This is a genomic window from Acinetobacter tibetensis (genome assembly GCF_023824315.1).
GTDB classification, from domain to species: domain Bacteria; phylum Pseudomonadota; class Gammaproteobacteria; order Pseudomonadales; family Moraxellaceae; genus Acinetobacter; species Acinetobacter tibetensis.
On the sequence record NZ_CP098732.1, the window covers coordinates 2,868,648 to 2,881,688 of the forward strand.

Genomic DNA, 13,041 nt, shown 5'->3' on the forward strand with positions numbered 1-13,041 from the left:
TGATTACTTACACCAAAGTCTCTTGCACTTGCACAATCTGCCCTTGCACTTCGCCTTGTTGTGACTTTTCTAGCCAGTTCCAACTACTGTTATTCATTCTCAGGAAATTAGAGCAACGGGTCCCATAGGCAGGACTCTGAATAAAGGTGGAAGACAAGAGTGCCTCCATCTCAGGGCTAATACCCGTATCTGGTAAAAGCTCAGGAATAATTTTACGTTCATCTTCCAGAATATCCCATACGGCATATTGCAGCTCCGCTTCAGAACTTTGTCCACGTTGTAGCATCGGCAATAATTCTTGGGTAAAGCGTTTACGCAAATGCCGAGTTTTTTCCCAATGCTCTGTCATCAAGCCGTTCGACACCACATACACGCCTTTGGCGAGCACTTGCGGTGCTTCACCACGATTACTCATATAAATCGCTTGCTCCCGATCTCCCAAAAACAAATTAAAACCTGCATATTTGCGTTGTTGCAGTTCTAGCTGTTTTGCAAAGCGAATTGGTGCCAAATCTGATTCTAAAAATGCTTGTACCAAATGCCCACGTGAAGTTGGATAGCTCTGCTGATCTCGTCCATCTCGAAAATTGGTCACAATGGCCCAACGACCTGTTGGTGTTACGCCCATCCAAGTCCCTCCTGATTGCAGATCTTTGCCTGCGATGACGGGACGATCTGACCATTGAAACAAGGCTTGTGTAGGACGATGATAGAACTCATCTCGGTTTGAAATTAGGCATAACGGCGTTTGCTCTAAAATATGCCATGCAAGTGCCACAATACACATAACTTTTGCTCTATATCTTTACACATTGAATGTACAACATTTTTCATTGTATTCCGCTAAAATCTCTACAAAACATAATGACTAGGAACAGGAATGCTCACCTATCCAAATATTGACCCGATTGCGATCTCATTGGGCCCCTTACAAGTCCATTGGTATGGACTGATGTACTTATTGGCTTTCCTTTTTGCATGGGGACTCGCCACGTATCGTGCCAAACTCAGAACGGGCTGGACTTCAGACATGGTCTCTGATCTGATTTTTTACGGCGCGCTTGGGGTAGTGATTGGTGGTCGTGTTGGTTATGTGTTCTTTTATGGCTTTGAACAATTTCTTGCCAATCCATTGTGGTTATTCCAAGTCTGGACTGGCGGAATGAGTTTCCACGGTGGTTTTCTTGGGGTAATGATTGCCATGTTACTTTGGTGTAAAAAGTACCAAATGACATGGTTCCAGACCTTAGACTTTATTGCACCGTGTGTCCCAACAGGCTTGATGTTTGGTCGTATTGGTAACTTCATTGGCGGTGAACTGTATGGTCGCCCTGTCTCTGACCCTAACTTTGCTTTGGGAATGATTTTTCCGACTGACCCTTTGCAACTGGTTCGCCATCCCTCTCAGCTTTACCAAGCACTATGTGAAGGACTGATTCTGTTTATTGTCCTGTGGTGGTTCAGCTCTAAACCACGCCCTCGTATGGCGATATCTGCACTGTTCCTGATTGGTTATGGGATTGCGCGCTTTGTGGTCGAGTTCTTCCGCGAACCTGATAATGGTCAATTGTTTATTGCATGGATGAGTAAAGGGCAATTCTTAACTATTCCGATGATTCTGATTGGTATCTGGATGCTCTGGTATGCCTACCAGAAAAAAGTCTACGATTGGGGCCCCCTTAAAAATAATTAATTCTGTACTTCTTTACCCTAGAGTACGATCCGTGCGTCGTGCTCTAGCATGTGCTAAAGTTTAAATTCTCTTGCTACCTCCCTCTTAAAATCTATGCTCGAATTCTGGTTTGATCCCAAAATCGCTGTATTCAAAAAACTGGCACTATTTGTTCTGATTGGCTTAGTAACCGCGGGGCTGTATTGGATGCAACCCTTAACACTCGACGCAATTTTAATGTTCATGGGAACAGGGATTGTGTTTCTGATCTGTCGTTATTGCAAAATCCACTTCGCTAGCGCTCATCCTACTGGGCTCCTGTATCGTTTATTCACTTGGATTCCATTGGCACTGCTTTTAGCACTGATCTTTATGCATCTTAAATCAGGGGACATTCTCATTCCTGGCGCGCAAGGTATTGGCTTTATGGCATTGTCTATCTGCCTATTTTCGCCGTTATCCCTACTCAATCAACATCAGCAGGATTAAACCCACTGATGCTCGAATTTTGGTATTCAGAACGCTGTAGCCGTGAAATCAAATTGCTCAGCAGCATTGTGGTGTGTAGCGCTATTTATTTCTGCTCCAGCATTGCTGAACTTGCACCGCTCTGGGTAGGATTAAGCCTATTGTCGGGAATACTGATTCATGTCCTGTTTACACAGTATCTCAAATTAGCAACTTCCCACCCTTATCGAATCACGCTTCGTAATGGAATTTATATTTTCCAACTGTTTGCACTGTTAAGCTTGGCCTACGTATTACCAGAACAGCATAAATGGGTGCTGTGGTTACAATGTGTTGGCTTTCATGCGCTTGGATTGTTTTTGGTTTCAATTTATAGCAAGCGTGCCAAACGCCATACTTAGCGTTACTCAGGAATATTGGATCGCATATCCTTTACATAAAAAGACCGTTTATCTGTATTAAATAAACGGTCTTTTTATCTGCTCATTACAGTTTGGTTTAGTGATCTAAGCGGTAATAACTATATTGCACATTGGCATTTTTATAAACGGCATAACCCGTTTGTTTAAAATCAGAGACCCAACCTGAACCTGAATAACCTGCAATATGCCCATAAGTATGACCTTTAGTACGGTCAATAATATAGATATCACCTTTTTTAGGCTGGTCAAAGGATGGACTAATACGACGGTAACCGAGTCGTTCTAGCGTATTGCCCCAATCTGCGGCAGCAACTGGATGACTTTGTACATTTGCACCAGCAGACTGCAGCGCAAGACGAATGCTTTTGGCACATTTCTGGGTACTGGTACGACGCGTAATACCGCTGAGCTTCTGCGTAAATTTATCAATATCAATACGCTGTGCATTGTTCGAAGTATAATTACGACTACGCTCTGTGTTCTTGCGTTTGTTATCAGGTCTTTGTTGCGCATTGGAACGAATAATGATCTGTGTTTCGGCAGGAGCATGAACATCACTCATACCCGTATTAACATCATAAATCATCTTTAAACCTCTAACTTCTTACATCAGACACACAAATCTTCGAGCGCTGATAGTAGCCCGTGAAATTTAATTTTTCAGGCGTAAAATGTAAAAAAATATAAATATGTAAACAAAGCGTTGCTAATTGCTTATTTTTACGGTGTTTCCGCAATAGATTCTCATTATCTTTTTGGTTAAATTTCAACCAAATCTCAAAACTATATGATTCGTCGTTTGCTCTACATTTTTATCGTTTCTATCATATTTTGGGTATAATCGACCCTAGAAATTAGATTTGACTCTGGATGGATAAGTACAAACCTCTAGGAACTTATCCTCCATTTTTTGTTTGAGAATTTTATGAAAACGTATTTAGACCTGCTACAACACATCCTCGATCACGGCGGTGATAAAGGCGATCGTACTGGTACAGGTACGCGCTCGGTATTTGGTCATCAAATGCGTTTTGACCTGAATCAAGGCTTCCCCTTACTGACCACCAAGAAAGTTCATTTCCGTTCAATTGTGATTGAATTATTGTGGTTCCTTAAAGGCGACACCAACGTAAAGTATCTACAAGACAATAAAGTCAGCATTTGGGATGAATGGGCAACCGCAGAACAAACGGCTCGTTTTGGTCGCCCTGAAGGTGAACTCGGTCCCGTCTATGGCCATCAATGGCGAAACTTTGGTGCAACCAAACTTGAAAATGGATTGTATGCGCAAGATGGTTTTGACCAAATTTCATGGTTGATCAATGAAATTAAAACCAATCCAAATTCACGCCGCTTAATTGTGTCGGGTTGGAATCCACAAGAAGCAGGACAAGTGGCCTTACCGCCATGTCATACTCTGTTCCAGTTCTTTGTCCAAGATGGCAAATTATCTTGCCAGTTATATCAACGTAGTGCCGACGTGTTCTTAGGCGTGCCATTTAACATTGCCAGCTATGCCTTACTGACGCATATGGTGGCGCAAGTGTGTGGTTTAGGTGTGGGTGATTTTGTTTGGACAGGTGGCGATACGCATCTTTATACCAACCATTTTGAACAAGCCAAACTACAACTGAGCCGTGAACCTTTAGGCCTGTGTCAATTAAAACTAAACCCTGAGATTCAAGATATCTTCGATTTCGAATTTGAAGATATTGAAATTGTCGGCTATGAGTCACACCCAGGCATTAAAGCCCCTGTAGCGGTATAAGTCTGAAGGTCAATGCTTCCTTCACGGTGGAAGCATCTTTTTTCAAAGCATCATTCGTCAGGTAAGTAATTCATGGCATTCCAGAATTTAGAAGTTGTACATGTTGTAGCAATGGATCAGCAACGTTGTATTGGTAAAGGGAATGATTTGCCTTGGCATATTCCAGCCGATCTCAAGCATTTTAAAGCCATCACGCAAGGTGGTGTGGTGGTGATGGGGCGTAAAACCCTAGAGTCGATGGGACGGACCTTACCAAAGCGTGTCAATTGGGTGATTACCCGCGATCCAAACTGGTCTTTTGAAGGCACTAAAGTAGCCTATAGTATTGAGGAAGCACTCACACACGCGGTAGCGGATGTACAAGCCTCAGAAAAGCCTGAAAGCATCTTTATTATCGGTGGTGGTGAAATCTTTAAGCAAACCATGACTATTGTAGACCGTCTGGAATTGACCCACGTTGAACTTGATGTACAAGGTGATGCATATTATCCTGAAATTCCAACTGAATTTAAAAAAGTAAGCTCAGAAAAACAACGAGATGAAAATACTGGGATCGTGTTTGAGTTTGCAACCTATACCAAATAACTATTCAAAAATGAGTGGCTGAGTATGCAGCAAAAAGGATCAGGTACATTGTTGTTCAAAACGCTGCAATGGTTGATCCACTGTATGTTCAGCCTGTTTGTACTGTTATCTTCAATTTGGCTGTGCCTCGCGCTCTGGATTCAGCAGCCTATTCATGCTGTTGTGACCTATGCCCTCATTTTAGCGTGGGCTTGCTTTTCCCTCAGTATCTTAGGCATTTATTTTAGCCAACACCTCATCAGTCGTAATAAAGATATTCTGCTGTATATGTTCGGCTTTGTATTGGCACTGGGTTGGTACTTTGGCTTAGAAGCTCGACAAGATCGTGATTGGAACCCTGAAGTCTCACGACTGCTCAGTTATGAAATAAGAGACCATCAAGTCACTTTACACAATGTTCGAGACTTTCACTGGCATGCCGATGGCAGTTATAGCGCTGCATGGCAAACGCGAGTTTTAGATTTGAATCAAATTACAGGGGTTAATATTATTACCTCCTATTGGACAGGCCCACAGATTGCCCATACTTTGGTCAGTTTTGATTTTGCCAATGCCGCCCCACTCACATTTTCCATCGAAATTCGCAAGGAAAAAGGCGAAGAATTTTCCGCAATTGGCGGCTTTTTCCGTAAGTATGAACTGAATTTAGTTGCTTCCAATGAAACTGACATCATTTACACCCGTAGCAATATTCGGCATGAACAGGTCTATTTTTTTCCGATCAAGATGTCAAAAGCACAAAGCCAAGCCTTATTTCTCGAGTATCTGAATAAAGCCAGTGAATTGGCACAACAACCCAAATGGTATAATACGCTCAGCAGTAACTGCACCACGCTAGTATTTGACATGATTCAAGCCGTCACACAAAAACCGCTGCCTGTAGATTACCGCCTGTTGGCGTCAGGCTATTTGCCTAACTATCTCTACGACTTGAATGCAATTTCACACCATTACAGTATGCATGAATGGTATCGTCAAGCACACGTCAATCCCAAGGTTCAACCTTTAGCGTCAATCCAAGACTATTCCAGTACCATGCGTCAAGGACTACCAACTCAGTAGGTGCTGTATTCTGTCTTCACAAGAAGAAATACGATAATCAACTAGAAATTTGAATCCGCTTTGTTTATAAAATAAAAAATAAAGTTAAAAAAATTGGAATTACAACATGTTAAAAAAAACCTTAAGTGTTGCCCTACTCGGCTCAGCATTACTGTTTGCTGGCTGCCAGTCCACACCAAGCTCTTCTGCTGCCGAGGTCAATAATTTACAAATGCTTCAAAACCGCACGTGGATTGCGACTCAAATTGGAGCTCAAAACATTAAAACCAATCCAAGTGCCCATAATATTCCTGCACTACAGTTTGATGAAGCAACAAAGCGTGTTTCAGGCGCTGATGGGTGTAACCGTTTGATGGGAACTTATCAAGCCACGGGCAATACCTTGGTACTTTCACAAATGGCATCTACTAAAATGGCGTGTATTGATAATACCTTGCCGAATCAATTTAACACCGCACTAGCCAACGTCACCAACTATCAAGTGTATAACAACACCCTGAAATTACTGGATCGCAATGGCAACCTATTGGTTGAATTTACCAGAGCAAAACAACCGCGTTAAAATTTTAAGATAAGGGTCTGTATTACAGACCTTTTTCATTTGTATAACCAACATTACATCTGTGTGCCACAAAATTCGCTTATCGTGGTCACGTATATTCAGAAAAGGAAAAAATTCATGCAACAAGCATTATTGGGTGGTGGCTGCTTTTGGTGTGTCGAAGCAGTATTTCTTCAATTAAAAGGCGTGACTCGAGTGGTCAGTGGTTATGCAGGTGGCACAACTGAAAATCCGAGCTATGAAGACATCTGCCGAGGCAATACAGGACATGCAGAAGTCATCCTGATTGATTTTGATGAAAGCCAAATTCAATATTCACAATTGCTTGAAGTATTTTTTGCAACGCATGACCCAACGACGTTAAACCGCCAAGGCAATGATATTGGTACACAATATCGCTCAGTGATTTATTACTTCAACCCAGAACAGCAGCAAGCTGCGGAACACATCATTCAGGAATTAAAAGCCCAAGGCATTAACATTGTCACGGAAGTGACCTCTGCACCACCGTTTTATCCAGCCGAAGAGTATCATCAAAATTACTTTGCTCGGAATCCGACTCAAGGTTACTGTAATTTTGCCATTCCACCGAAACTTTTAAAACTGCACAGTAAGTTCCAAGCACTGCTGAAAACTGAATAAGTCAGCAATAAAAAAGCGACCAATATGGTCGCTTTTTCGCATCATCAATGCTTAATTTTCACTGACAAAAGCAATATCACTGAGTCCGGCTTCACTCGCGCGTGACATCACTTGTGCAACAGTATCATAACGTGATTCTTTATCGGCACGTAACTGTACGGTTGGCTTCTGTTCGGCTTGACCCGCCTCATTAAAACGAGTCTGCAACTCATCTAAACTAATGATTTGGTCATTCCACGCCACTTCACCATTGGCATTAATACTGACTGTAATTGCTTCAGGTGGTGGATCAACAATATCCGCAGTGGTTTTTGGCAAGGTTAATGGAATTGATGGGTTGGCAACGGTTGCAGTCACCAAGAAGATGATCATCAATACCAACATAATATCGATGAGCGGAATGAGATTCATCTCATTCATGCCCGAATCGTTGTCTTCACCCAATTGAAAAGCCATTAAGCTTGACCTCCAACTAAACCTTGTTGTGTCGCTTTCACTTCAACTTTTTGCGTTGTTGTTTCTTGCTGCAACATGGTATCAATCAATAAGCTGTGTGCTTGATCTTGCAGTTCATTTGACAAAGTACGGTTGGCACGTACACAAATGTTGTACGCCAATACCGCAGGAATCGCAACTGCCAAACCTAAACCCGTCATGATCAGTGCTTCACCTACAGGGGTTGCCACTTGAGCTAAACCTGCTTGACCACTTTTACCAACAGCAACCAGAGCATGGAAAATACCCCAAACTGTACCAAATAAACCGACAAAAGGACCGATCGAAGCAATGGTACCTAAAACCGATACACCTTTTTCTGCATTGGCTTTTTCTACAGAAATTTGACGCAATAGCGCTTGTTCTGCAACTGCTTTACGCTGTTCAAAACTTAGCGGTGCCAATTTCGCTTTCAGCTTAGTGAGTGCTGCTGCAAGTTGAGCATGTGCTTGTTGTTTAAGTTGGCGTGTGCCCATCAGACGTAAAATAAAAATCGTCCATGTTGCGATAGACATTGCCAATAATACGAAATACAGGGTTTTACTCACCGCATCCGCATGTTGCCAATAAACTGAAAAGTTCATACTCGAACTCCTGAAATAGTTAGCCGTTAGGATTCAATGTCAATTCAAATGGTTGCTCTGCTCGAATAGGGTAAGCAACACCATTTTCCTTGTACGGTTTGAATTTTGCATTACGCACAGAGCGTAAAATCTTTTCATCTAAAGCGGAAACACCTGTCGACTTGGTCACACGCGCATTAGTAATTTTACCCTTTTCATCGGCCTCAATGAGGATGATGATGCTACGTGTCTCACCCTTTAAGTCACTGTTGCTGTAACTTGGCTTTGGCGAACGACTCCATTGCACCCCTGAACCACCAATTGAAACATTTCTTGTTGTTGGTGTTGGCGCAGGTCTTTCCACCACTGGTTGAGCTACAGGTGCAGGTCTACTGACCACTCTGGTTTCAACCGCTGGAGTACTCACCACGGCTGGTCTCTGCGGCTGTACAGTAGGCTGTGTAACAGGTTTGACGGTTTCTGCTTTTTTAACTTGTTGAACTTTTTCCACCTTCTTCGGAGGTTGTGGCTGAGGTTTTTCCACCACTTTGACCTCTTTTACTTCCTTTGGCTTTGGCTGTTCTTTTTTCGGTTCAGCTTTCGGCTTTGGCGGTAAAGGTTTCGGTTGTTCTTGAATTTTGACAAATCGTACTTTTAATGGCTCTTTTTCCACTTTAGGAAGTTCAGGCGCTTTCATTTGGCTGACCGCCCACAATACCCCAACATGCCCAATGGCAACTGCAATTAAGGCTGAGATGATTTTCTTTTTCATCGGATTAGGAGCTTGCATAGAGGGGGTAGAAAGTTGACTCATTAGAATCTATGACCTAAAAGAAGCGACTGCTCACGACAGTTTAATCGTGGATTTAACAATCAAGCTCATCGGTTAGTACAATTAAAGTATCGCAATAATAAATGAGAAGTGTTTTCATTTGCAACTATTAATTTCACTGTTTTAATGAGTTTTTTGAATCAAAATAAAAAAAGGACCGTTAAAAAACTGGTCCTTTTTCGCATAGGCTAAAAATAGTTATTGGAAAACAACTGTTTTATTGCCATCGACAATAATGCGGTCTTCTAAATGCCACTTTACTGCACGTGCCAAAACATTACGTTCAACGTCTTGACCCAATTCACGCAATTGCTCAACGGTAAAGTCGTGGTTCACACGCTCAACATCCTGCTCAATAATTGGACCTTGGTCTAAATCAGCAGTCACATAGTGAGCCGTAGCACCAATCAACTTCACGCCTTTCTCATGTGCTTGTTTGTATGGATTTGCCCCGACAAAAGCAGGTAAGAACGAATGGTGAATATTGATGATTTTCATTTCCCAGTGCTTCACAAACTCTTCATCCAGAATTTGCATATAACGCGCTAAAACAAGCAAATCATTGCCTTGCATCAATTCATCAATTTTTGCATAGGCTTCCCGTTTGTTTTCTTTGGTCACTGGAACCACTTCAAACGGAATACCGAAGTTCTCTACCGCTTCACGTAAATCAGGATGATTGGAAACTACCTTCGTAATTTCACATGGTAAGCCGCCACGCGCATGACGCCATAACAGCTCAAGTAAAGCGTGATCGACTTTAGAGACTAAAATACCCACTTTTTTCACGTCGCTGACCAAGGTCAAGCGCCATTGCATGGCGTAGCGCTCGGCAACGTTTACCGCAAAAGTTTGGATCAAGCTTTCTTTGCGTGTTTGCAAATGGTCTAATTCAAACTCAACACGCATGAAATAACGCCCGCCCGAAGCTTCCGTTGCGTATTGATCAAGTGCGGTAATATTTGCTCCCTGATGATACAAAAAGCTCGATACAGCCTGCACGATCCCTGGCTTATCTTCACAAGTAATCAGTAAGCGTGCTGTGTTGGCAGTTGTCATGTTCATGTTGGTTCTTATTACACCTAATTTAAATAAGCCGAGTATTCTAGCGCGTTTTACACGCTGACTAAATAGCTGGTTTCAGCTTCAATTGTTTTTCACATGTGAGAGACTGGCAAATAACTCAGAAGGGCCAAAACTTTCCAGTAATCGCTCATAGGTTTCACGGCTTTCACCACGTAAATAGGCCCCTTCAAGGAACACCATTTGACGTAAGGCTTGCCACACCCACTTTTCTTCCAGATGGTTAGAGTCACTGATGTGTCCCGACATATATAAGAAGTTGGTCCAGTTGGTCAGTACAATCCACAAATTAATGACCAAGGCTTCAATTTCTGAAGACGTCATTTGCATTAAACCTGCATCTACAAAGGCTTGATAAATTTTCTGGCCTTGTTGCATGACTTGTCCCGCAAAACGTGGATACATTTTGCGAAAATCTTCATTATTTTCAACCAAATGATAAACATCACGGTGCAAAAATCGATAAGCCCACAACTGGTTGCTTAAGACTTGAAAATAACTAATTTTGTCATTCACATCCAAAGCACGGTCATCGGGTAGCGCGAGCATTTCCAACGTTTCTTTCTGGTACTGCTCCATCAACTCTTTAATAATTTCATTTTTATTGCGAAAGTGGTAATACAAATTGCCTGGACTCATACCCAATTCAGCAGCAATATGATTGGTCGTGACCGAGCGTTCACCACGTTCATTAAACAACTGCAAACTCAATTGCAAAATGCGTTCTTTGGTTTTCACCGTTTTGGAGTGAGACATCCTAAAGTAACCATATATTCAATGGGTTAGAAAACTAACACAGTAAGTGACTTGACTATTTAGAGCATTTGCTCTAAAAAATTAATTATCCGCTTTAATGTAACTGGTAACGCGTCATGAACAGTCAAACAAAAACAACAGCAATGACACCCCATGCTTTTGATCTTCAATACTTACACGACGTACTTGAACAACAAAAGCATGCTTACCAACGCTATCCTTTACCAACAGCAAAGGAACGTATTGATCGTTTAGCACGGCTTAAGCGTATCTTGGTTAAGTACCAAGATCAATTCGCTGAAGCAATCAACCTCGATTATGGTAACCGTTCTATCGCCGAAACCAAAATCGGTGAATTACTCACTTGCCTAGAGCAGATTAAATATTATAGCAAGCATTTAGCAAAATGGATGAAGCCCTCCAAGCGACACGTCGGAATCATCCATCAACCTGCTAAAGCTTGGGTGCAATATCAACCTTTAGGCATCATCGGTATTATTGCGCCTTGGAACTATCCTTTATTGCTCTCGGTTGGCCCTCTCATTTGTGCTTTGGCTGCTGGCAACCATGCCATGATTAAAGTTTCAAGTTCATCCAGTAATTTTGGTCGTGTACTTGAACTGGCTTTATCTGAAATTTTCCCACAAGAGTTGGTAGCCGTCATAAATGGTGGTGGCGCCATTTCCGATGCGTTTAGTCATCTGGCTTTTGATAAAATTGTATTTACCGGCTCCACCAATGTTGGCAAAACCGTGATGGCAGCCGCTTCAGAAAATTTAGTTCCCGTGATTCTGGAACTAGGCGGTAAATCCCCAGTCTTGGTTCATCCATCAATTGATTTAGAAGATGTCGCACAGCGAATTGCTGTAGGAAAACTATGGAATGTAGGTCAAACCTGTGTGGCTCCAGATTTTATGTTCCTACCCAAAGGCAAAACTCAGGAATTTATTGAAAAGTTTCAAGCTTGCGTTTTAGAGATGTATCCGCATTTTAAAAACAATCAGGATTACACCTCTATTATTAATGACAAGCAATATCAACGCATTCAAGGCTATCTGGAAGATGCCCAAGCGCATGGTGCACAAATTATAGCGATTAACCCATTACACGAAGACTTGCACGAAGTGCGTAAAATTGCGCCAACCATTGTCGCAGGCGTGACGCCAGACATGCAAATTATGCAAAATGAGATCTTTGGTCCGCTTTTACCGATCATGGAATATGATCAAATAGATGATGTAATCGACTTTATTAATAGCCGTCCTCGTCCACTTGCTTTATACTACTTCGACTTTGATCAGGCGCGTGCAGATTATGTCGCACAGCGTACCCATTCAGGGCATTTTGGACAAAACACGGTATTAACCCATGTTGCACAAGACGATTTACCCTTCGGTGGCGTTGGTGCATCAGGAATGGGCAAATATCATGGTCCAGAAGGTTTCTTCAGTTTGTCGCATGAACGGTCTATGATGTCGAATCCAAAGCTGTACAGCTTTAAATACATCCTCCCACCGTTTAATAAGCCGATTCACAAATTGATTTTGAAAACTCTTCTTCGCTAAGTGATCAAGGCATGATCTATTGCATCAGATCATGTCCCGTTTTATCAAAAATCGCTTGTCTTTTAAGCGCATTTTTGTTATAAAACGCCCCTTGAATGATTTCATCTGTTTACTTTTAATGACTAGCGCACAATCGGTGCTGTCTAGCAATGGAGTTCACCATGTCTAAGGTTTGCCAAGTTACCGGCAAGCGTCCAGTCGTTGGCAACAACGTCTCGCACGCCAATAACAAAACCAAACGCCGGTTCGAGCCGAACCTGCATCACCACCGTTTTTGGTTAGAAAGCGAAAAACGTTTCGTACGTCTTCGTTTAACCACTAAAGGTATGCGTATTATCGACAAATTGGGCATTGAGAAGGTTGTTGCTGACCTCCGTGCTCAAGGTCAAAAGATCTAAGGAGTCTGAACCATGCGTGATAAAATTCGCTTAGTTTCTACTGCGGGTACAGGTTATTTCTATACCACGACTAAGAACAAACGTACTATGCCGGAAAAAATGGAAATCAAAAAATTTGATCCAAAAATCCGTCAACACGTAATCTTCAAAGAAGCTAAAATCAAGTAA

General features: G+C 42.1%; 18 protein-coding genes. 11 read left to right on the top strand and 7 right to left on the bottom strand.

Going from position 1 to position 13,041, the window contains the following annotated elements:
* Window positions 1-7: 7 nt before the first annotated feature.
* Window positions 8-787, bottom strand: coding sequence for an NRDE family protein (locus M5E07_RS13795; protein WP_252220077.1), 780 nt, complete (start codon window positions 785-787; stop codon window positions 8-10).
* A 93-nt stretch (window positions 788-880) separates the two neighbouring features.
* Here M5E07_RS13795 and lgt point away from each other — a divergent pair, with 93 nt between their 5' ends.
* The 3 genes from lgt to M5E07_RS13810 all read left to right on the top strand — a co-directional run bounded on the left by lgt (window position 881) and on the right by M5E07_RS13810 (window position 2,541).
* Window positions 881-1,693, top strand: a complete 813-nt coding sequence (lgt, locus tag M5E07_RS13800; protein ID WP_116758633.1) for a prolipoprotein diacylglyceryl transferase — start codon at window positions 881-883, stop codon at window positions 1,691-1,693.
* A gap of 93 nt (window positions 1,694-1,786) precedes the next feature.
* Complete coding sequence (locus M5E07_RS13805; RefSeq protein WP_116758634.1) at window positions 1,787-2,161, top strand: hypothetical protein; 375 nt, start codon at window positions 1,787-1,789, stop codon at window positions 2,159-2,161.
* An 8-nt stretch (window positions 2,162-2,169) separates the two neighbouring features.
* Window positions 2,170-2,541 (top strand): hypothetical protein, encoded by a 372-nt coding sequence (locus M5E07_RS13810; protein WP_252220079.1) that lies wholly within the window; start codon window positions 2,170-2,172, stop codon window positions 2,539-2,541.
* A 97-nt stretch (window positions 2,542-2,638) separates the two neighbouring features.
* Here M5E07_RS13810 and M5E07_RS13815 read toward each other — a convergent pair whose 3' ends face one another.
* Window positions 2,639-3,148, bottom strand: a complete 510-nt coding sequence (locus M5E07_RS13815) for a CHAP domain-containing protein (protein WP_116758636.1) — start codon at window positions 3,146-3,148, stop codon at window positions 2,639-2,641.
* Between the two features lie 339 nt (window positions 3,149-3,487).
* On the opposite strand from M5E07_RS13815, the gene thyA reads away from it, so the two are divergent.
* The 5 genes from thyA to msrA all read left to right on the top strand — a co-directional run bounded on the left by thyA (window position 3,488) and on the right by msrA (window position 7,181).
* Entirely contained in the window at window positions 3,488-4,330 is an 843-nt protein-coding gene (thyA, locus tag M5E07_RS13820) for a thymidylate synthase (RefSeq protein ID WP_252220081.1), read from the top strand.
* A 72-nt stretch (window positions 4,331-4,402) separates the two neighbouring features.
* On the top strand, window positions 4,403-4,915 hold the full coding sequence (locus M5E07_RS13825; RefSeq protein WP_116758638.1) for a dihydrofolate reductase: 513 nt from the start codon (window positions 4,403-4,405) through the stop codon (window positions 4,913-4,915).
* A gap of 24 nt (window positions 4,916-4,939) precedes the next feature.
* Window positions 4,940-5,977: an Lnb N-terminal periplasmic domain-containing protein gene (locus M5E07_RS13830; RefSeq protein ID WP_252220083.1), complete on the top strand. Its 1,038-nt coding sequence runs from the start codon at window positions 4,940-4,942 to the stop codon at window positions 5,975-5,977.
* A 106-nt stretch (window positions 5,978-6,083) separates the two neighbouring features.
* Window positions 6,084-6,539 carry an META domain-containing protein gene (locus tag M5E07_RS13835; RefSeq protein WP_252220085.1) on the top strand — a complete coding sequence of 152 codons (456 nt, stop codon included), beginning with the start codon at window positions 6,084-6,086 and terminating at the stop codon, window positions 6,537-6,539.
* A gap of 117 nt (window positions 6,540-6,656) precedes the next feature.
* Complete coding sequence (gene msrA / locus M5E07_RS13840; RefSeq protein ID WP_252220087.1) at window positions 6,657-7,181, top strand: peptide-methionine (S)-S-oxide reductase MsrA; 525 nt, start codon at window positions 6,657-6,659, stop codon at window positions 7,179-7,181.
* A gap of 51 nt (window positions 7,182-7,232) precedes the next feature.
* On the opposite strand, the gene M5E07_RS13845 is transcribed toward msrA, so the two are convergent.
* From M5E07_RS13845 to M5E07_RS13865, 5 genes are all read right to left on the bottom strand, one after another.
* Window positions 7,233-7,637 (bottom strand): ExbD/TolR family protein, encoded by a 405-nt coding sequence (locus tag M5E07_RS13845; protein ID WP_252220089.1) that lies wholly within the window; start codon window positions 7,635-7,637, stop codon window positions 7,233-7,235.
* The gene (locus M5E07_RS13850; RefSeq protein WP_252220093.1) at window positions 7,637-8,260 is read right to left on the bottom strand and encodes a MotA/TolQ/ExbB proton channel family protein; all 624 of its coding nucleotides are present in this window, start codon (window positions 8,258-8,260) and stop codon (window positions 7,637-7,639) included. The genes M5E07_RS13845 and M5E07_RS13850 overlap by 1 nt, the downstream gene beginning before the upstream one ends.
* A gap of 19 nt (window positions 8,261-8,279) precedes the next feature.
* Window positions 8,280-9,053 carry an energy transducer TonB family protein gene (locus M5E07_RS13855; RefSeq protein ID WP_252220102.1) on the bottom strand — a complete coding sequence of 258 codons (774 nt, stop codon included), beginning with the start codon at window positions 9,051-9,053 and terminating at the stop codon, window positions 8,280-8,282.
* Between the two features lie 216 nt (window positions 9,054-9,269).
* Window positions 9,270-10,136 (bottom strand): formyltetrahydrofolate deformylase, encoded by an 867-nt coding sequence (purU, locus tag M5E07_RS13860; RefSeq protein WP_026440903.1) that lies wholly within the window; start codon window positions 10,134-10,136, stop codon window positions 9,270-9,272.
* Between the two features lie 81 nt (window positions 10,137-10,217).
* On the bottom strand, window positions 10,218-10,910 hold the full coding sequence (locus tag M5E07_RS13865) for a TetR/AcrR family transcriptional regulator (protein WP_016168259.1): 693 nt from the start codon (window positions 10,908-10,910) through the stop codon (window positions 10,218-10,220).
* 116 nt (window positions 10,911-11,026) lie between these two features.
* Between M5E07_RS13865 and M5E07_RS13870 the strand changes: the two genes are divergently transcribed.
* From M5E07_RS13870 to rpmG, 3 genes are all read left to right on the top strand, one after another.
* A complete protein-coding gene (locus M5E07_RS13870; protein WP_252220104.1) occupies window positions 11,027-12,475 on the top strand; it encodes a coniferyl aldehyde dehydrogenase in 1,449 nt (482 codons plus the stop codon).
* A gap of 161 nt (window positions 12,476-12,636) precedes the next feature.
* On the top strand, window positions 12,637-12,873 hold the full coding sequence (gene rpmB, locus M5E07_RS13875; protein ID WP_000048256.1) for a 50S ribosomal protein L28: 237 nt from the start codon (window positions 12,637-12,639) through the stop codon (window positions 12,871-12,873).
* 12 nt (window positions 12,874-12,885) lie between these two features.
* Window positions 12,886-13,041 (top strand): 50S ribosomal protein L33, encoded by a 156-nt coding sequence (gene rpmG, locus M5E07_RS13880; protein WP_003654787.1) that lies wholly within the window; start codon window positions 12,886-12,888, stop codon window positions 13,039-13,041.